This window comes from Micromonospora zamorensis, assembly GCF_900090275.1.
GTDB lineage: Bacteria > Actinomycetota > Actinomycetes > Mycobacteriales > Micromonosporaceae > Micromonospora > Micromonospora zamorensis.
Window position 1 is genome coordinate 6,748,576 of record NZ_LT607755.1, and the last position, 18,110, is coordinate 6,766,685.

Below are 18,110 nucleotides of genomic sequence, written 5' to 3' on the forward strand. Positions count from 1 at the left end.
CAAGGGTCCCGGAGGGCTGGCAACGATGATCAGGGCTCTCGTCGTCCGAAGATGATGCCGCCGAGCCTGCTCTCCGGTGAGGTGAGAGTCGTCTGCGACTCGACCCGGAATCCGCTGTCGTGCAGCCAGGCCGCCACCTGGGCCGGCTGCCGACGATGGACGTGCACCTTCATCGGGTGGCCGCCGTACCCCTCCGTCTTGAGGGTCGTCTCGTCGCCCACGTGAAAGCCGAGCAGCAGCGGACCACCGGGACGCACCACCCGCCGGAAGTGCGCGAACACCGCGCCGAGCTGGTCGTCGGGGATGTGGATGAGCGAGTACCAGGCGATCAGGCCGGCGACCGACCCGTCGGCCAGGTCGAGATCCGTCATCGAGCCCACCTCGAACCTCAGGCCGGGATGATCGCGGCGGGCCACGGCGATCATCCCGGGTGAGAGGTCGATCCCGAAGGCGTCGATGCCGAGCGTGTGCAGATGGGCGGTGATGCGCCCCGTCCCGCAGCCCACATCCGCGACCGGCCCGCCACCGACGCCATCCACGAGCTCGGCGAACAGCCTCAGCGCCGCCCGTTCGTGCGGTGCCTCCGCCAGCAGGCCGCTCACCAGGTGTGCGTAGCTGACCGCGACGGTGTCGTAGGAGGTGCGGGTGTCTGCCAACCAACCGTCAACGTCCACCTCGGAGACGCTAGATCAGAGGGAAAAGTCGCGACGCTTGAGCTTCGCCATCTGGCCGTCCGGGTGATGCCAGACGACACCCTCCCAGTCCGGGTGAGCCAGGAGCCATGCGCGCAGCCCGTCGTGGTCCAGCGGTGCCTTCTCCAACTCGTCGTCGTCGCCAGACGTGCAGAAGCCGTGGCGGATGAGCTGGTGGCTCGCGACCTGCTCCGGATTGCCGTTCACCTTTGGCCCGACCAGCTCGTAGGTCGCGCCGAGCTGTGGGCCGGCGAACCGATCCGCGTCGACGATCGCGTCCAGAGCCTCGGCGTGGAACGTGGCGAAGGACGACTGCTCGACCGGCTCCCAGCCGACGGTCTTGCCGGTCACCTCATCGGTCATGACCGGCTGGTACCCCGCTGGTGTGGCCCTGCCCGGCTTCACCTCGCGCCGGGCCCACCAGCGCTCGCCGTCGTACTTCCGGGTGGCGGTCAGTCGTTGGTCGCCGGCTCCGCACAGCATGAAGGAGCGGCGATATCGGCCGCCACGTCTTATCGTGACCTCGCGAACCGGGTCCGGAGCGGTCATGCTGCGACGGTGCCCGTCCGACGATCTGGAGGCGTCCGCCCATGACCTTCGTACCGATGACCGTCAGCCTGCCCATCGCCGATCGCGCCACCTCGTACCACTTCTATCGCGACGGTCTCGGCCTCGACCCCGTCGGCGAGCTGGCCGACGACGGCCTCCCGGAGCCGTTGCAGTTCGTGGTCAACGACGGTCTGCGGCTGATGCTGGTCCCGACCGGGGGCTTCGGATGGGTGATCGGCCGGCACGAGGTCGCCGCGCGGGGGCAGAGCGAGTGCGTGCTCAGCCTCGGCGTCGCCTCGTCCGCCGACGCGGACGCGATCGTCGAGCGGGCGCGCTCCGCCGGCGGCGAGGTGGTCACCGAGCCGCAAGCCCAACCCTGGGGGTACGCGGCTGTGTTCGCCGATCCCGACGGTCACCTGTGGATGGTGTCGGTCACCCCCGAGTGACGTTCCGCAGGATCAGAGTTCCATCGTCGGATACAGCCTGCCGGGAACGCCGGATCGATCCTCCGACGTTAAGGTCACCTCGTGACGGTACGAGGGCTGCGGCGGATCATCGTGTCGGTGGCGGATCGGGAGCGCGCGCTGGCGCTCTACCGGGATGCGTTGGGGCTGACCGAGAAATACAGTGCCGGCGAGATGGTGGCCCTGGCCGTTCCGGATTCCGGGGTCGAGCTTCTGCTGCACGAACGCCCACCCACGCCCGGTTTGGCCGGCGTCGCGGTGAGCTTCCTCGTGTCGGATGTCGACGCGGCGACCGCTGCGGCGGTGAAGGCCGGTGCCCAGGTCGTTGACGCGCCAGCTGATCAGCCCTGGGGTGAACGACAGTCGGTGCTCACCGATCCGGACGGCCATGTCATCTGCTTGGTGACGCCAGCGGCCTGACCGCCCGCCGGCTGGGGTCAGGCGTAGATCTTCCTGGCGTACTCCGGGCCGTAGTGCCGTTCCAGGTCTTCGAGGCTCTCCACCGGCGCCTCGACCTCCTTGATCAGGCGTGCTCGGGACGGCAGCGCGTCGGGCTGCCAGGTCTCCGGCTGCCACAGCGCGGACCGCAGGAACGCCTTCGCGCAGTGGTAGAAGATCTGCTCGATCTCCACCACCACGGCGAGCACCGGCCGGTGCCCCTTGACCACCATGTCGTCGAACCAGGGCGCGTCGCTCACCAGTCGGGCGCGCCCGTTGATCCGCAGGGTGTCGGTCCGCCCCGGGATGAGGAAGAGCAGCCCGACGTGCGGGTTGTCGAGGATGTTGCGGTAGCCGTCGGCCCGCTTGTTGCCCGGCCGCTCGGGCAACGCGACGGTCGTGTCGTCCAGCACCAGGGCGAACCCGGCCGGGTCGCCCTTGGGGGAGACGTCGCAACTGCCGTCCGCGCCGGCCGTGGCCACCAGGCAGAACGGCGAGGCGGCGAGCCATTCGCGGTCCCGCTCGTGCAGGCGGTTGCGTTCCTTGTTGGCGGCCCGCGCGGTCGGCACACCGAGCAGCTCGCGTAACTCCTCGTGCGAAGTGATCTCCACCGTCACGTTGATCCTCCCTCAGGCGTTGACCCGTTGGCGGGCACCACCATTTGTCAGCCTAGGCCGCCGTGACCAGCGCGAGGTTTGTGCCCGGTTGCCGGGGGTACGGCCTCATCCGACGCGCCCGCCGCAACGAGACCGTTCGCAGGACGCCGACCAGTGGAGGCCGGGAGATGGAGAGCCGACTCAAGGTGCTGGGGCACCCAGTCCACCCGATGCTGGTCATGTTCCCGGTCGCGCTGCTGGCCACGGCGGTGCTGTTCGACGTGGTGGACACCGTCGGGGGCCCGGACCTGCTCGGCGAGGTCGCGTACTGGAACATCACTGTCGGCCTGATCGGCGGCCTCCTGGCCGCGGTGGCCGGCTCGTTCGACCTGCTGGCCATCCCGACGGGCACCCGCGCCAAGCGGGTGGGCCTGCTGCACGCGGGGGCCAACCTCGCGGTGATTCTGCTCTTCGCCGCGATTTGGGTGGTCCGGCTCAACGCCGACTCCCGCGCCGCTGGCGGCGCGTTGCTCGTCGTCGAGATTGTCGCGTTGGCGATCCTCGGCATCAGCGCCTGGCTCGGCGGCGAGCTGGTCGACCGGCTCGGTGTGGGCGTCGACCGCGATGCCGGCCTGGACGCGCCCAGCTCCCTACGGCCGCCCGCGGCCGCTCAGCGGATCGGAGATGTGTGATGAGCGAGCAGCAGTCCGGGGGCTTCGGCCGGGGTTGGCGGGGTGGCCGGCAGCAGGGCTGGGACCCGATGGGTGAGCTTCAGTCGCTGCGCGCCGAGCTGAGTCGCCTGGTCGGCGGCCGGGCCGGCGCGTCCGACGTCGAGTTGACTGAGACCGCCGACGGCTGGGAGGTCGTCGTCCGGCTGCCCGGGGTGGCACCGGAGGAGGTGGCGGTCGAGTTGGACGACCTCGAATTGTGCGTGCGGGCCCGCTCCGAGGCGGAGGTCAACGCCGACCAGGGCATCCCCGGCGGTTTCGAGACCCGGGGCTTCGAATACCGCATCAACCTGCCGTCGCGGGTCGACCCGGACGTCATCGACGCGGTCATGGACCATGGCCTGCTCCGGGTCCGCCTGCCCCGGGCGACCCGGCCCGCGCCGCGCACCATCACCGTCGGTCGCACCGGGCCGCGCTCCGGCGACTTTTCCACTGGTACGCCGATGCCGGCCGATCCCGCCGCGGACCGGGAGTTGCACCGCCCGGACACCGAGATCGACCGGCCGTAGCGGCCTGCGTGGTCACCCCGGCACTGCTCGGCCCGACCGCCGAGCGCCTTCCCGACGTGCGGCGGATCGCCGTGCTGCGCGCCAACGCACTTGGCGACTTCGTGTTCGCGTTGCCGGCGCTGGAGGCGTTGCGTTCCGCGTACCCGTCGGCGGAGATCGTGCTGCTCGGCGCGCCGTGGCACGCGAAGCTCTGGCGCGACCGGCCCGGCCCGGTGGACCGGGTGCTGGTGGTGCCGCCGGCCCCCGGCATCCGTGCGCCCGACCCGGGCGAGGCGGACTCGTCGATGGACGACTTCCTGGCCGCTGCGACGGGTGAGGGTTTCGACCTGGCGGTGCAGATCCACGGTGGCGGCGCGAACTCCAACCCGATCATTGGTCGCCTCGGCGCCCGGGTGACTGTCGGCCTGCGCGCCGACGACGCGCCGCCGCTGGACCGGTGGTTGCGTTACGTCTACTACCAGCACGAGGTGATCCGCTACCTGGAGGTGGTGGCGCTGGTGGGAGCACCGGCGACCACCATCGTGCCGACGCTGGCGGTGACCGACGCCGACCGGGCCGAGGCCGCCCAGGTGCTCGGCCCGGCGAGCCGACCCCGGGTGGCGCTGCACCCGGGGGCCAGCGACACCCGCCGACGTTGGCCCGCCGAACGCTTCGCCGAGGTGGCCCGTGAGCTGCACGGCGACGGCTACGAGGTGCTGGTCACCGGCACACCCTCCGAGCAGGAGGTGGTGGACCGCGTCGTCGCGGCGGCCGGGGTGCCGGTGCGGCCGCAGGTGGGCACGCTCAGCCTCGGTGGGCTGCTGGGTTGCTACGCCGACTGCGAGTTGGTCGTCTCCAACGACACCGGCCCGCTGCACGTGGCCGCCGCGGTGGGCGCGCCCACGGTGGGCATCTTCTGGGTCGGCAACCTGATCAACACGGCGAATCCGTTGCGCGGCCGGCACCGGCCGATCTGCTCCTGGATGGTGCACTGCCCGGTCTGCGGGGTGGACTGCACACCCGGCATCTACCCGCACCGGCCCGGTGACGGCGAGTGCCCGCACCGGGATTCCTTCGTGGCGGACGTTCCGGTGATCGAGGTGCTGGAAGCCGCCCGGGAGCTGCTCATCCCGTAGTTCAGGCCGGCTGAGGGCTGTCCTCGTCGGCCAGGACGACCTCCCACGCCTCCACGTCCCGGTCGGTGACAGTGGTGGGGGACTCCAGGTGGTACGCGCCGCTGGGCAGGATGCCCGCCCCGCCGTGCCGGGCCAGCACCGAGAGCTGCGCGGCCACGTCCTCACCCTGGTGCTTCTCCTGCACCCGACGCCAGAAGTCGAAGCCACCGGCGTCGACGAGCTTGGCCCGGTCGTAGAGCACGCACCCGCCGATCCAGGAGACCTTGTACGCCCGCCACGCCCCTGGGGGCAGCGCCAGGTGCTGGGTGATGTGCAGCAGGTTGGCTGCCGAGTGGATCCGGGCGCGGTTCCACTCAGGAGTGTCCGGGCGGATCCGCTCCGGCGTCGGGGGGCCGATCCACTCCTCGTAGTGCCCGTGCGACTCCGGCCGCACGTCGTCGGCGTACGAGAGCCCGTGCACGCCGTTGCCCACGAACCCGCAGCCCAGCTCGCCGATCGCCGACACCAGCCGGTGTACCGCCCCCGGTTCCAACCAGATGTCGTCGTCGAGACTGAGGACGTAACGGGCGGCCGAGGCGGCGAGCAGGTACGCCCGGTGTTCGGCCAACCCCCGCCGGGGCAGCCGACGGGTCAGCAACACCGGGTGACCCCGGTGACGCAGCGCCCGGACCATGGTGGCCGCGGCGGGATGCGCGTACGCCGGATCTCCGTCGGACTGGTCGCTGACCACCACCCCGAAACCGGGTACGCCGTCCTGCGCGGCGAGCCCGCCCAGGGTGACCGCCAGCTCGGCGGGCCGGTTCCGGGTCGGAATCAGCACGTCGAGCAGCCGGTCGGCGCGGAACTCCTCCGGCGTGCCGAGGACGAGGGGGCGGTTCACGACGCCTGGGTGCGGGTGCTCAGCGACGGGTCGGGTTCCCGGTCGACGGGGTGCGCCGACGGGTCCTGGCTGTGTGACCGGATCCGCTCGATGATCGCGGAGGTGGACCGGTCCGGCACGTACCCCAGGGTGCGCACCTGGCCGCCCAGCCGGCGCACCAGCGGTGCCTCCGGGACCAGCTCCGGTGGGTAGTCCCCGCCCTTGACGTACACGTCCGGCCGGACCGCCTCGATCAGCTTGGCGGGCGAGTCCTCCTCGAAGACCACGACGTGGTCCACGCAGGCGAGCGCGGCGAGCAGGGCAGCCCGGTCCTCGACCGGGTTGACCGGACGGTCGGCGCCCTTCAGCCGGCGTACGCTGCCGTCCGAGTTGACCGCCACGATGAGCAGGTCGCCCAGCGCACGTGCCTGCTCCAGGTAGCGCACGTGCCCTCGGTGCAGCACGTCGAAGCAGCCGTTGGTGAACACCACCGACCGTCCCGCCTCGCGGTACTCGGCGACGATCGCGTCCAACTCGTCGGTGTCGACGAGCGCGGCATGGCCCGTGGTCTCGGTCGGCTGGTCGAGCGCGGTGAGCAGGTCCTCCCGCCGGCACACGCAGGTGCCGGTGTCGGAGACGGTGATGGTGGCCGCCAACTGGGCGAGCTGGGCGGCGGTGGGCAGCGGCGCGTCGGCGGCCAGGGCCAACGTCATCGCCGCCAGGTACGCGTCGCCGGCGCCCACGGCGTGGCTCGCCGGGACCGGCGTGCTGTGGCTGCGTCGTGGCGCCCCGTCGGCGCCACCGACCACCGCGCCCTCGGTGTCGAGGGTCACCGCGACCACGTCGGCACCGGTGTGCGCGCGCAACTCGGCCAGCCGCGACTCGGCCAGGACGGCCCGGTCGACGCCCTCCCCGGCCTGGGTGTTCACTGTGACGCCGGTGCCGGTGACGCTGAGTCCGTCGCCGGTGAGGGCCACCCGACCCTCGCCTGGGACGGGTTCACCGACCGGCCCGGAGCGATCGGACGGCGACGGCTCCGGGGCCGGGTCGGCGGTGCTGTCGTCGGCGCGTACCCCACCGGGTGCGGCACCGACGGTCAGTTCGGACGGTCCGTCGGCCGGGTCGCCGTCGGGGTGTTCCAGGTGCAGTTCGGTCCCCGTGGTCGTCCGGCTGGTGCCGCCGGCCCGGGCCAGCAGCCGGGTCGCCTCGGCGAAGCTGGGGGTGACGACGGTCGGCGCGAGCCCCCGCCAGTCGGCGAGGTCGTGGGCGTCCAGCGCGACAGTGGCGTACCGCTCGCGTTGCTCGACGAGCCACGCGCGGACCTGTGCGGGCAGCGCACCCAGACCGTAGTCGCAGACCACCAGGGTCGGCGCCTCCCCACCGGCGGCGGCGCGCAACTCCTCGGTGGCGCAGCTCAGGGCGGTGAGCAGCCGGGTCACGCCCTCCGGGTCGAGTGCGTCGTCCGGGTCGCCGGAGTCCTCGCGCAGCAGGATCTGGTTGCCGGCGAGCATCCGCCGCTTCACGGGGGTGGGCCGTCCCGGCTGGTTGACCGTCCGGTCCCAGACGCCCGCCCGGTCCAGACAGTCGTGCAGTTCGTCGCCGGCCACGTCGGCGCCGACCGGTGCCACCAGCACCGCCCGGCCACCCAGGGCGGCGACGTTGACCGCGGTGTTCGCGGCGCCACCTGCGGCGGAGATCCGCCTGCGCAGGGTGAGGACCGGAGCTGGTGCCTCTCGGCAGAGCCGGTCGGAGTCGGCGAAGCGCCACTCGTCCAACATGGCGTCACCGACGATCAGGACTGGGCGCCCGAGCCAGCTCTCCACGACGGTGGCGAGCCGGCGCTGTTCCGCTGCTGCTCCTGCCATGCCTCCCCGGGTCCCCACCGCCCTCCGGGCCAAACCTGACCCGCGCCTGACCTGCGGTCATGTCACCACCGTGCCCTTACCGCCCGGCTGGGCCGTTTCGGACGTCCGGAGGCGGGAAGGGAATTGAGGTAACCCCGGAAAGGAGATGTACCGAGATGGCAGCGCAACTGCAGGGCAAGCGGATCGCCTTCCTGGCCGCCGACGGCGTCGAGGAGGTCGAGTACGTCCAGCCGCGCGAGGCGGTCGAGAACGCCGGCGCGACGGTCGAGCTGGTCTCGCTCAAGCCCGGCTCCATCCAGTCCTTCAACCATCTGGACCAGTCGAAGACGTACGACGTGGACGTGACCGCGGACAAGGCGGACGCCGCCGGCTACGACGCTCTGGTGCTGCCCGGTGGGGTGGCGAACCCGGACTTCCTGCGTGGCGACCCGGACGCGGTGCGGTTCGTGAAGGCGTTCTTCGACGCGGGCAAGCCCGTCGGGGTGATCTGCCACGGCCCGTGGACGCTGATCGAGGCGGACGTGGTGCGGGGCCGAAGGATCACCTCCTGGCCCACCCTGCGTACCGACCTGACCAACGCCGGCGCGACCTGGGTCGACGAGGAGTGCGTAACCGACGGCAACCTGACCAGCAGCCGAAAGCCCGACGACCTCCCGGCCTTCTGCCAGAAGATCACCGAAGTCTTCGCCGCCTGACGACCCCACCCACCCACCCCACCCCTACCCCCTCCGCGTTGATCATGAAGTTAGCGTCCTCCGACTCGGCGTGTCGTGGCGATAACTTCATGATCAACGCTCCGGATCGGGTCCGGGTGGGGTGGTTTTTTGTGGTTGGGCGCATGTTCCGCGCTGTCCGGGATAGAAGGCCACATGACCACCGAAGCCTCCGGCGCGCCGGTGCTGAATCGTCAGCAGATTCGGCTGCTCATGTTCGGTCTGATGACCGGCATGCTGTTGGCCGCGCTCGACCAGACCATCGTGGGTACGGCCCTGCCGACCATCGTCGGTGAGCTGGGCGGGATCAACCACTACTCGTGGGTGGTCACCGCGTACCTGCTCGCCTCGACCGCGTCCACGCCGCTGTACGGCAAGATGGCCGACCTGTACGGGCGCAGACCGGTCTTCCTCTTCTCGATCGGCACGTTCCTGGTCGGGTCGCTGCTGGCCGGGCTGTCCCAGAACATGACCCAGCTGATCGTCACCCGGGGCATCCAGGGTCTCGGAGCCGGTGGTCTGCTGACCCTCGCGTTCACCATCATCTCGGACGTGGTGTCACCCCGGGAGCGTGGTCGCTACCAGGGTCTGTTCGGCGCCGTCTTCGGGATCTCGTCGGTGGCGGGGCCGCTGGTCGGTGGTTACTTCGCGGAGACCGACTGGCGGTGGATCTTCTACATCAACGTGCCGCTGGCGATCCTGGCCATCGTGGTCTGTTATCACGTGATGCGGTTGATCCCCTTCGAACGCCGGGACCACTCGATCGACTGGCTCGGCGCCGGCCTGCTAGTCGCCGGGGTGAGTTCGCTGTTGCTCGCGCTGAGTTGGGGCGGCAACGAGTACGCCTGGGGCTCCGGCGTGATCATCGGGCTCTTCGTCGTCGGTGCGGTGCTGGGGGTGCTCTTCGTCCTCCAGGAGGCCCGGGTCGCCGAGCCGATCCTGCCGCTGCGGCTGTTCCGGAGCGCCACCTTCGCGCTGGCCAACTCGGCACTGCTCATCATCGGTCTGGTGATGTTCGGTTCGATCATCTTCATCCCGCTGTACCTGCAGATCGTCAAGGGCGCCTCGCCGACCCGCAGCGGTCTGCTGATGCTGCCGATGATGGCCGGCATCATCATCACCTCGATCCTGACCGGCCGGGCGATGACCCGGATCGGCCGGTACAAGTGGTTCCCGGTGGCCGGCTCGGTGACCCTGCTGGTCGGCATGTTCCTGTTCACCCAGCTGGAGGTGGCCACCTCCCTCTGGGTGGCCTTCGGGTTCATGGTGGTGATCGGCGTCGGGCTGGGTCTGTGTATGCAGTCGCTGATCCTGGCGGTGCAGAACGCTGTCTCCGTGCGCGACCTGGGGGCCGGCACCTCCTCGGCGACCTTCTTCCGGTCTCTGGGCGGTTCGTTCGGGGTGGCGATCCTCGGCACGGTGCTGTCGTCCCGGCTGGCCAGCGGGCTGTCCGACCGGCTGCCCGGTGCCATCGCGCAGCTCCCGCCGCAGGAGCAGGCCGCGGTGGCGGCGAGTGGTGGCACCAACATCTCGATCAACGACCCGGCGACCATCCTGGCCCTGCCGGGGCCGGTCCGCGCGGCCATCCAGGGCGCCTTCGTCGACGCGCTGGACATGGTCTTCCTGACCGCCGGTCTGATCGCCATCGTGGCGGTGGTGGTCACCCTGACGCTGCCCAACACGCAACTGCGGGGCGCCGGCCCGCAGGGCGCGACCGGCGGCGCGGACCCGCTCGGCGGTGAGGCCCCGGCACCGGGCGGCAAGCCGCTGACCCGCGAGTCCAAGGAAGAGGCCGCCGCCGACATGGAGGCCAAGTCCCAGACGATGATCTGAGCGAGGTTGGTGTCGGTCCGGGTCGGTCAGGCGGGGCGGCGGTAGACGCCGTACCACCAGGTCGCGGCCAACTCTCTCGCAGCCGACGCGTCGGTGTCGGGGTCGGCCGAGGTGGCGCTGACGTGATCGGCGAGGAAGCGGTCGCCGCCGATCACGATCAGCCGGCTCGCGGTCACCGGATCGATGCCCGCGGGGGTGCGCCCGGCCTCCTGTTCGGCGCGGAGCACCTGCACGGTGCGCGCCACGAACTGTTCCAGGCCTGCGGCCCAGTACTCCCGGACCACCTCGTCGTACGCGGCGACCTCGCTGACCGCCGCAAGCACCGGGGCGTACGTCCGGTATATCCGGATCACGTCGGCGAAGATCTCGGTCAGCGACGCGAGCGGATCGGCCGGACCGGCGGGGTTCCACTCGCCCGTGCGGCCGAAGGAGCTCTCCCGCATGGTGCCGGCGAGACGCATGAGCAGTTCGCTCTTGTCCCGGAAGTGGGTGTAGAAGGTCGACCGCGCCACCCCGGCCTCGGCGGCGATCCGCTGCACGCCCAGGTCGGTGAAGCGGATCCCCTCCTGGAGGAGCCGCTCGGTGGCCGCCAGCACCCGCGCTTCGACGGCGGCCCGCCCATCGGGGTTGCGTGGGCGACGGCGGGTGATCGAAGGCATAGCCGGAATCCTAGGTGGGCGGGTGCGGGGTGGGCGACGTACGCTCGTTGCCGGACACACTGTCCGACACTCTGACCAGGGAGCGCCCGACTGCGGCCTCCGACCCCGCACCGCGAGGAGCGACACGTGAAGTACCGACTGTTGGGCACCACCGGGGTGTACGTCTCGGAGATCTCGCTCGGCGCGATGACCTTCGGTGGCAGCGGACACCCCCTCTGGGGCACCCTCGGCGGGCTGGCGCTGCCCGACGTTCAGCGGATGGTGGACACCGCGCTGGACGCCGGGGTCAACTTCATCGACACCGCAGACGGCTACAGCGACGGCGAGAGCGAGGAGCTGCTCGGCCAGGCGCTCGGCAAGCGGCGCCGCGACGTGGTGCTGGCCACCAAGGTGCACTCCCGGACCGGCCCCGGCCCGAACGACGTGGGCACCTCCCGGCTGCACATCATGCAGAACCTGGAGGACAGCCTGCGCCGGCTGGGCACCGATCACATCGACCTGTACCAGATCCACAACTTCGACCAGGTCACCCCCATGGAGGAGATGCTGCGGGCGCTGGACGACGCGGTCCGGCAGGGCAAGGTCCGCTACATCGGCGCCGCCAACTTCGCCGCCTGGCAGATGTCCAAGGCGCTGGGCATCTCCGCCCGGGAGAAGCTGGCCGGCTTCGTCTCGGTGCAGGAGTACTACTCCCTGCTGGGCCGCGACGTGGAGCGCGACGTGGTGCCGATGGCGCTCGACGCGGGTGTCGGGCTGACCGTGTGGAGCCCGCTCGCCGGTGGTTTCCTCTCCGGCAAGGTCAGCCGGGACGGCGCCGTCGCCGACAGCGGCGCGCGCAGCGCCCAGCCCGGGTACGCCAGCTTCACCCCCTTCGACCCGGAGCACGCCTTCGCCGTGGTCGACGTGCTCAAGGGTGTCGCCGAGCGGCACGAGGTGAGCCCGGCCCGGGTGGCGGTCGCCTGGCTGTTGTCCCGACCGGCGGTGACCAGCGTGATCGTCGGTGCGCGCAAGCAGGAGCAGTTGGTGGACAACATCGCCGCCTCGGATCTCACCCTGACCGAGCAGGACCTCACCGAACTGGACGAGGCCACCAAGCTGCCGGTCGCGTACCCGAACTGGATCCAGGAGGGGTTCTTCGCGGGGCTCCGCCACCCGCAGTGAGGCCACGGCCCCGGGGCCGCTGGCTCCGGGGCCGCCCTACTTCAGGATGAGCCGGTTGGTCTGCTCGAAGACGTCCAGATCTGCCAGCGTCTCGGTGACCGAGGCGGAGAGCGGGGCGGGGAACCGGTCCCGGGCGAAGAAGCCGGCGTCGGTGGTCTCGTCGGTGACCCGGGCGAGCTGCCCGTCCCACTCCTCCACCTTGAACGCCGTCGTGAAGACCTGGTACGTGTGCCCGTACATGTTGGTGCTCGTCCGGTCCGGGCCGGTGTAGAGGGCGAACGCGCAGACCCGCAGCGCGCGCAACCCGGTCTCCTCGCGGACCTCGCGGACCGCGCAGTCGGCGATCGACTCGCCCAGTTCCATCGCACCGGCCGGCATGGCCCACTGCCCGTTGTCCGAGCGCTGGATCAGCAGGATCCGCCCGGCGTTGTCGCTGACCACGGCACGAGCGCCGACGAACATCAGCGTCCGGTCTCCGGCGATCGCGCGTAACTGCCCTACGTATGAGTCGGCCCAGGAGATGCTCACCTGCGACAACTTACGGGGGTTCCCAACGTGTGACCGCCGACACTAGCTTGTTACCCATGCGTAGCACGATGATGGACGCCCCCCTTCAGGTCTCCCGGATCCTCGACCACGGCGCAGGCGTACACGGCACGGCCGAGGTGGTGACCTGGACCGGCGCCGAGCCCCGCCGAATGACGTACGCCGAGGTGGGTCGCACCGCCGCCCGGCTGGCACACGCGCTGCGCGACGAGTGCGGGGTGACCGGCGACGAGCGGGTCGCCACCTTCATGTGGAACAACAACGAGCATCTGGTCGCGTACTTCGCGGTGCCGAGCATGGGTGCGGTGCTGCACACGCTCAACATCCGGCTCTTTCCCGACCAGGTCGTCTACATCGCCAACCACGCCGAGGACCGGGTGGTGCTGGTCGACAGCACGCTCATCCCGCTGCTGGCCCGGGTGATCGGCGAGCTGAGCACTGTGCGGCACGTGGTGGTGGTCGGCGGTGGCGACCCGGCGCCCCTGGTGGCGGCGGCCGGCGACCGGATCACCGTGCACCACTGGGACGCGCTGCTCGCCGACCGGCCCGAGGTGTACGACTGGCCCGAGGTGGACGAGCGTGACGCCGCGGCCCTCTGCTACACCTCGGGCACCACCGGCAACCCGAAGGGCGTGGCCTACTCGCACCGGTCCATCTACCTGCACTCGTTGCAGGTCTGCATGCCGGAGGGCTTCGGTCTCGGGCCGACCGACCGGGAGCTGGCCATCGTGCCGATGTTCCACGCGATGTCCTGGGGTCTGCCGTACGCGGCCTTCCTCTCCGGCGCGTCGCTGATCATGCCGGACCGGTTCCTCCAGGCCGCGCCGATCGCCGAGATGATCGCGGCCGAGCGGCCCACCCTGGCCGGGGCGGTGCCGACCATCTGGACCGATCTGCTCGCCTACCTGGACAGCCACGACGTCGACACGTCCTCGCTCACCGAGGTGATCGTCGGTGGCTCGGCCTGCCCGCCGGCGCTGATGCACGCGTTCGACGAGCGCTTCGGAATCGACGTGATCCACGCCTGGGGGATGACCGAGATGTCCCCGCTGGGGTCGGTCTCACGCCCGCCCGCCGGTGCGACCGGGGAGCAGGCGTGGCGTTACCGCTACACCCAGGGGCGGGTGCCGGCGGGTGTGCAGGCGCGGATCGTCGGCCCGTTGGCCGAGCCGTTGCCCGCCGACGGCAGGGCCGTGGGCGAGCTGGAGGTCCGTGGGCCGTGGGTGACCGCCCGGTACGTCGGTGACGATGCCCCGGACGAGGAGAAGTTCCGCGACGGCTGGCTACGCACCGGCGACGTGGGCACCCTCTCGCCGGACGGCTACATCACGCTGACCGACCGGGCCAAGGACGTGATCAAGTCCGGCGGTGAGTGGATTTCCTCAGTCGAGCTGGAAAACGCGCTGATGGGCCACCCAGCGGTGCTGGAGGCATGCGTGGTGGGTGTGCCGGACGAGCGGTGGGACGAACGACCGCTGGCCACCGTGGTGGTCCGGGAGGGCGCCTCGGTGACCGCCGAGGAGCTGCGGGACTTCCTGGCCGGCTCGGTGGCGCGCTGGCAGCTGCCCGAGCGCTGGGCGTTCATCGACGCGGTGCCGAAGACCAGCGTGGGCAAGTTCGACAAGAAGGTCGTCCGTTCGCAGTACGCCGGGGGTGAGCTGACTGTCCGGGAGCTGACAGCCCCGTAACGTTTTCCCAGGCACTGTCGCCTGTTGGGGCAGGGGTAACTCCTGGAAGATCCCTCCCCAGGGGGCGGCCCCGGCGTTCGCACCGCGCCGGGGCCGCCCGTTCCACGCGGGGTTACCCCCGCACCGTCATTGTTGCGAAACTTGTTCGTCTCTGTCCTGATGACGGGGAAATCGGGTGGTCAGCGACCCGATCAGGCGTCGCTGGTGGTGATGAGCACCTTGCCCACCGCCGAGTCCTCCACCGCCTGGTGCGCCGCAGCCGTCTCGGCCAGGGCGTAGGAGTGCAGAGGCAGGCCGGCGTCCGCACCGACCCGGATTCCACCCTGGCTGGCCGCCGCCGCCACGTCCTTCACGCCCTGCGCCTTGGCCGCCTTCGGCTCCGTGTAGACCAGCACGAACTGCCACCGGGCGTTCGGCACCATCATCGCCCGGATCGGGATGCTCACCTCGTCGCCGCCGTTGTCGGCGTACATGCAGACCGCGCCGCCGTGCCGCAGCACCTGCACGTCGACCGAGGCGTTGCGGGCGGGGGAGACCTCCACGATCGTGTGGACCCCGTCGGGGGCGATCTTGTGGACCTCCTCGACCACGTCCTGTTCCCGGTAGTTGATGACATAGGAGGCGCCGGCCGCCGCCGCGAGCTGCGCCTTCTCCGCGCTGCTAACCGTGGCGATCACCGTGGCGTCGGCCCAACGGGCCAGCTGGATCGCGGCGTTGCCCACCGCGCCGGCCCCGCCCTGCACCAGCACCGTGTGGTCCGCCAGCGCACCGGCGCGCAGCGTGTCCGGCATGAACTCGCCAGCGGTCAGACAGCGGTGCGCGGTAAGGAACGGAATGCCCAGGGCAGCTCCCAGCTCGAACGGGGCGTCACCGAGGCGTACCGCCTGGCGGACCGGCACCAGCGTGTACTCCGCCGACGTGCCCCACGGCCGCTGCCAGGCGGCCTCCCAGATCCAGACGCGCTCACCGATCAGGTCCGGGTCGACCCCTTCGCCGACCGCCTCCACCACTCCCGCGCCGTCCTGCCCGGGAATCTGCCACCCGTTCGGCGGGGAACTGCGGCGGGACTTCCAGTCCGTCGGGTTCACCCCCGCGACCGCCATCCGCACCAGAACCTCGCCCGCAGTCGGCTCCGGCACCGGCCGGTCGACCAGCTCCAGCACCGAAGGGTCGCCGGTGCGCTCGTACACGATGGCTTTCATCCGTGATCTCCTCACCATGCGCGGCATCCGCGCCGAGCACCGCCGGCTGCGGTACCCCGCTCAGCCTCGATCAACCCAGGTCGTCCACCAGCTCCGGGGTCAGCTCACCGATCGCTCCCAGCGTCACCACGGCCAGTCGGGCGGCGTCCGGGTCGAGCGGGTACGAACCGTGCGGCACCGCCACCACCCGCATACCCGCCGCGGCCGCTGAGCGCACCCCGTTGGACGAGTCCTCCACCGCGACGCAGCGGGCCGGGTCGACGCCGAGGCGCTGGGCGACGCTCAGATACACGTCCGGTGCGGGCTTGCCCCGCTCGGTCTGCTCGGTGGAGAGGGTTGCGCCGAACGCGTCGGTCAGACCGGTGGCGGCCAGCGCCGCCTCGATCAGCCGGGTCGGAGACGAGCTGGCCAGCCCCAGCGGCCAGCGCGCGGCGAGCCGGCGCACGACCTGATCGGCGCCGTCGATGAGGGGTACGTGGTCCCGGTAGCGCCGGGTCATCTCCTCGACGACCTCGCTGGCGACCTGCTCGGCCGTGCGGTCGACGCCCAACTCGCCGCTGAGGTAGTGGGCCCACTCGCCGGTGCTCATGCCCATCAGGCGACGTTGCGTGTCCGGTTGCCACGTCCCGCCGTGCGCCGCCACGTACGCCCGGCGGACCTCCTCCCACACCGGCTCGGAATCCACGATCACGCCGTCCAGGTCGAAGACCACCGCATCAGCCACGGCCCCATCCTGCCCGACGGGCGGGCGCCCGGTCAGCCGGGCAGTGCGGGCAGGCCGATCGGGCTGCCGGCCGGGATCAACGCATGGCAGGATCGGGCCGTCGGCTCCAGCAGCTCCCGGAGCCGATCCGTGTCGTCTCGGCCCAGTGCCTGCCACGGGTGCGCGGCGGCCCGGTCGGTGGCGTCCTCGACCGCCTGGAACTCGGCCCGGCCGTGGTCGGTGGCCGTGCCGTCCGCGGTCAGCCAGCCCCGCTGCGCCAACCGCTCGCGGGCGGCGTGCCACTGCTCCTCGGACCAGCCCCGGCCCAGGAGATTCAGTGGCGACGAGCCGTCCATCGCGATCCGCCACGCCAGCGTCTCCACCGGGTCCAGCCCGGCGGCCACCAGCGCCGCCACGTGCCCGTCGCCGCGGTGCTCCCGCAGAGTGGTGGCGGCCTGCCAGAGCCGGGCCAGCGGGTACTCCCCGACCGGCAGCGCGGCGTTGACCGCGCCGAGCACCCGGCCGGCGGTCTGCGTCGCCGAGGCGGCCCGCTCCAGCAGGTCGGCGGCCTCCGCCAGGTGTGTCTCCGGCAGCTCGTACGTCAGCTCGGCGAGGGCCTGCACCGCACCGGTGAGGCGGGCACGCAGCGCCTCCTGCGGGGTGGCCAACCGCCACACCGCCGGCAGCGCCCGGGCAACCATCGGTGGTGCGAAGCTGAAGAACGCGGCGATCACCGGGGCCGCCTCGGTGGCGCCCAGCGGCGCGGCCCGGCCGGCGAAGTAACCCCGCCAGTAGCCGCGTAGCCCGACCGCCTCGTACGCGGCACGAGCCCGAGGGTGGAAGTAGGTGACCGCGTGCACCGGCTCGAAGTGCGTCCACATCAACCGAGCGGTCCGTCCAGGATCGTCCAGCGCTGTCACGTGCACCTCCGCGTCCCGGTCCCCGATGCTCACCCCGGGCGGCGGACCGCCCGGGGTGACGCCGAACCTACTGCCGTTGGGTAACGGGTCGGAAGCCCCATGTGAACAACTCCATCGCGACCGGGGGACAACCGGGGCGATTCAGGCAGGTCACTGGGCGGCGAGCACGTCCACCACGAAGCGCAGCGGGCCGGTCGGGCGTCCACCTGCGGCAGCCTCGTCGTTGCCGTACGCCAGCTCGCCCGGAATGTCGAGCTGCACCCGGCTGCCCACGGTCACGCCGACCAGGCCCTGGTCCCAGCCGGGGATGACCTGGCCGACACCGATCGGGAAGGTGGCCGGCTGCCCGGCCTTCCAGGAGGAGTCGAACTCCTTGCCGTCCTTGAAGAACACCCCCACGTAGTTGGTGGTGATCGTCTGACCCTTCTGCACGGCAGCGCCCTTGCCCTTGATCAGCGGGGTGACGGCGAGCTTCTTGAGGTCGCCGGTGCCCTTTGCCACCGTCGGCTTGCTGCCCAGCGCCGGGTCGGAGCCCTCGGGCAACTGCGGCGCGGGGGGTGCGGCGGCATCGGGGGCCGGGGCCGAGGCGGACGGGGTCGCGCCGGCCTGGTTGGCGGGCTTGTCGTCGCTCCGGTTCCGGTCGATCCACACGAAACCGCCGATCAGCAGCGCCATCACCGCGACGCCGGCGAGCCCGCCCGCCCACGCCTGGCGGCGGCGCTTCGCGTCGGCAGCCTTCTTCGCCGCCAGCTGGGCCGCCAGCCGGCGGCCCGACTTGGTCGCCGGGCTCTGGTCGCCCGCCGACCGGTTCTGCTGCGTCCGCTCGCTCACGTCGTCGACTCCCTGCTGCGAAGGTGTGGCCGGCACCCA

Annotated in this window: 20 protein-coding genes; 9 read left to right on the top strand and 11 right to left on the bottom strand. The window is 71.4% G+C overall.

Annotated elements, in window-relative coordinates; translation table 11 throughout:
• Nucleotides 1-29 precede the first annotated feature (29 nt).
• Together GA0070619_RS30395 and GA0070619_RS30400 are read right to left on the bottom strand one after the other, a co-directional pair.
• Nucleotides 30-674, bottom strand: a complete 645-nt coding sequence (locus GA0070619_RS30395) for a class I SAM-dependent DNA methyltransferase (protein ID WP_088951191.1) — start codon at nucleotides 672-674, stop codon at nucleotides 30-32.
• Between the two features lie 15 nt (nucleotides 675-689).
• Nucleotides 690-1,241: an RNA ligase 1 family protein gene (locus GA0070619_RS30400; RefSeq protein WP_157744114.1), complete on the bottom strand. Its 552-nt coding sequence runs from the start codon at nucleotides 1,239-1,241 to the stop codon at nucleotides 690-692.
• Between the two features lie 41 nt (nucleotides 1,242-1,282).
• On the opposite strand from GA0070619_RS30400, the gene GA0070619_RS30405 reads away from it, so the two are divergent.
• Together GA0070619_RS30405 and GA0070619_RS30410 are read left to right on the top strand one after the other, a co-directional pair.
• The gene (locus GA0070619_RS30405) at nucleotides 1,283-1,687 is read left to right on the top strand and encodes a VOC family protein (protein ID WP_088951193.1); all 405 of its coding nucleotides are present in this window, start codon (nucleotides 1,283-1,285) and stop codon (nucleotides 1,685-1,687) included.
• A gap of 81 nt (nucleotides 1,688-1,768) precedes the next feature.
• Nucleotides 1,769-2,125 carry a VOC family protein gene (locus GA0070619_RS30410; protein ID WP_088951194.1) on the top strand — a complete coding sequence of 119 codons (357 nt, stop codon included), beginning with the start codon at nucleotides 1,769-1,771 and terminating at the stop codon, nucleotides 2,123-2,125.
• 17 nt (nucleotides 2,126-2,142) lie between these two features.
• Here the strand turns inward: GA0070619_RS30410 and GA0070619_RS30415 are convergent, their stop codons facing one another.
• On the bottom strand, nucleotides 2,143-2,760 hold the full coding sequence (locus GA0070619_RS30415; RefSeq protein ID WP_088951195.1) for a pyridoxamine 5'-phosphate oxidase family protein: 618 nt from the start codon (nucleotides 2,758-2,760) through the stop codon (nucleotides 2,143-2,145).
• Between the two features lie 167 nt (nucleotides 2,761-2,927).
• Between GA0070619_RS30415 and GA0070619_RS30420 the strand changes: the two genes are divergently transcribed.
• The 3 genes from GA0070619_RS30420 to GA0070619_RS30430 are packed head-to-tail and all read left to right on the top strand — an operon-like array spanning nucleotide 2,928 to nucleotide 5,091.
• Nucleotides 2,928-3,431: a DUF2231 domain-containing protein gene (locus GA0070619_RS30420; RefSeq protein ID WP_088951196.1), complete on the top strand. Its 504-nt coding sequence runs from the start codon at nucleotides 2,928-2,930 to the stop codon at nucleotides 3,429-3,431.
• The gene (locus GA0070619_RS30425; RefSeq protein WP_088951197.1) at nucleotides 3,431-3,976 is read left to right on the top strand and encodes an Hsp20/alpha crystallin family protein; all 546 of its coding nucleotides are present in this window, start codon (nucleotides 3,431-3,433) and stop codon (nucleotides 3,974-3,976) included. Before GA0070619_RS30420 ends, GA0070619_RS30425 begins: the two co-directional genes overlap by 1 nt.
• An 8-nt stretch (nucleotides 3,977-3,984) precedes the next feature.
• Complete coding sequence (locus GA0070619_RS30430; RefSeq protein WP_088951198.1) at nucleotides 3,985-5,091, top strand: glycosyltransferase family 9 protein; 1,107 nt, start codon at nucleotides 3,985-3,987, stop codon at nucleotides 5,089-5,091.
• A gap of 1 nt (nucleotide 5,092) precedes the next feature.
• Here the strand turns inward: GA0070619_RS30430 and GA0070619_RS30435 are convergent, their stop codons facing one another.
• Entirely contained in the window at nucleotides 5,093-5,971 is an 879-nt protein-coding gene (locus GA0070619_RS30435) for a glycosyltransferase family 2 protein (RefSeq protein WP_088951199.1), read from the bottom strand.
• Nucleotides 5,968-7,815 (bottom strand): D-glycero-beta-D-manno-heptose 1-phosphate adenylyltransferase, encoded by a 1,848-nt coding sequence (gene rfaE2 / locus GA0070619_RS30440; protein ID WP_088951200.1) that lies wholly within the window; start codon nucleotides 7,813-7,815, stop codon nucleotides 5,968-5,970. Before rfaE2 ends, GA0070619_RS30435 begins: the two co-directional genes overlap by 4 nt.
• Before the next feature lie 155 nt (nucleotides 7,816-7,970).
• Between rfaE2 and GA0070619_RS30445 the strand changes: the two genes are divergently transcribed.
• Nucleotides 7,971-8,510 (top strand): type 1 glutamine amidotransferase domain-containing protein, encoded by a 540-nt coding sequence (locus GA0070619_RS30445; RefSeq protein ID WP_088951201.1) that lies wholly within the window; start codon nucleotides 7,971-7,973, stop codon nucleotides 8,508-8,510.
• A 174-nt stretch (nucleotides 8,511-8,684) separates the two neighbouring features.
• Nucleotides 8,685-10,361 (top strand): MDR family MFS transporter, encoded by a 1,677-nt coding sequence (locus GA0070619_RS30450; protein ID WP_088951202.1) that lies wholly within the window; start codon nucleotides 8,685-8,687, stop codon nucleotides 10,359-10,361.
• A gap of 26 nt (nucleotides 10,362-10,387) precedes the next feature.
• Here the strand turns inward: GA0070619_RS30450 and GA0070619_RS30455 are convergent, their stop codons facing one another.
• A complete protein-coding gene (locus tag GA0070619_RS30455; protein ID WP_088951203.1) occupies nucleotides 10,388-11,020 on the bottom strand; it encodes a TetR/AcrR family transcriptional regulator in 633 nt (210 codons plus the stop codon).
• 126 nt (nucleotides 11,021-11,146) lie between these two features.
• Here GA0070619_RS30455 and GA0070619_RS30460 point away from each other — a divergent pair, with 126 nt between their 5' ends.
• Nucleotides 11,147-12,181 (top strand): aldo/keto reductase, encoded by a 1,035-nt coding sequence (locus GA0070619_RS30460; protein ID WP_088951204.1) that lies wholly within the window; start codon nucleotides 11,147-11,149, stop codon nucleotides 12,179-12,181.
• Between the two features lie 36 nt (nucleotides 12,182-12,217).
• Here GA0070619_RS30460 and GA0070619_RS30465 read toward each other — a convergent pair whose 3' ends face one another.
• Nucleotides 12,218-12,709 carry an NUDIX domain-containing protein gene (locus tag GA0070619_RS30465; RefSeq protein WP_088951205.1) on the bottom strand — a complete coding sequence of 164 codons (492 nt, stop codon included), beginning with the start codon at nucleotides 12,707-12,709 and terminating at the stop codon, nucleotides 12,218-12,220.
• A 56-nt stretch (nucleotides 12,710-12,765) separates the two neighbouring features.
• On the opposite strand from GA0070619_RS30465, the gene GA0070619_RS30470 reads away from it, so the two are divergent.
• Nucleotides 12,766-14,415 (top strand): fatty acid--CoA ligase, encoded by a 1,650-nt coding sequence (locus tag GA0070619_RS30470; RefSeq protein WP_088951206.1) that lies wholly within the window; start codon nucleotides 12,766-12,768, stop codon nucleotides 14,413-14,415.
• A gap of 191 nt (nucleotides 14,416-14,606) precedes the next feature.
• On the opposite strand, the gene GA0070619_RS30475 is transcribed toward GA0070619_RS30470, so the two are convergent.
• The 4 genes from GA0070619_RS30475 to GA0070619_RS30490 all read right to left on the bottom strand — a co-directional run bounded on the left by GA0070619_RS30475 (nucleotide 14,607) and on the right by GA0070619_RS30490 (nucleotide 18,107).
• Entirely contained in the window at nucleotides 14,607-15,617 is a 1,011-nt protein-coding gene (locus GA0070619_RS30475) for an NADPH:quinone reductase (RefSeq protein ID WP_088951207.1), read from the bottom strand.
• Between the two features lie 70 nt (nucleotides 15,618-15,687).
• A complete protein-coding gene (locus GA0070619_RS30480; RefSeq protein ID WP_088951208.1) occupies nucleotides 15,688-16,341 on the bottom strand; it encodes an HAD family hydrolase in 654 nt (217 codons plus the stop codon).
• Between the two features lie 32 nt (nucleotides 16,342-16,373).
• Nucleotides 16,374-17,201 carry an SCO6745 family protein gene (locus tag GA0070619_RS30485; RefSeq protein ID WP_088952153.1) on the bottom strand — a complete coding sequence of 276 codons (828 nt, stop codon included), beginning with the start codon at nucleotides 17,199-17,201 and terminating at the stop codon, nucleotides 16,374-16,376.
• Nucleotides 17,202-17,390: 189 nt separating this feature from the next.
• Complete coding sequence (locus tag GA0070619_RS30490; protein ID WP_088951209.1) at nucleotides 17,391-18,107, bottom strand: FKBP-type peptidyl-prolyl cis-trans isomerase; 717 nt, start codon at nucleotides 18,105-18,107, stop codon at nucleotides 17,391-17,393.
• Nucleotides 18,108-18,110: the final 3 nt, after the last annotated feature.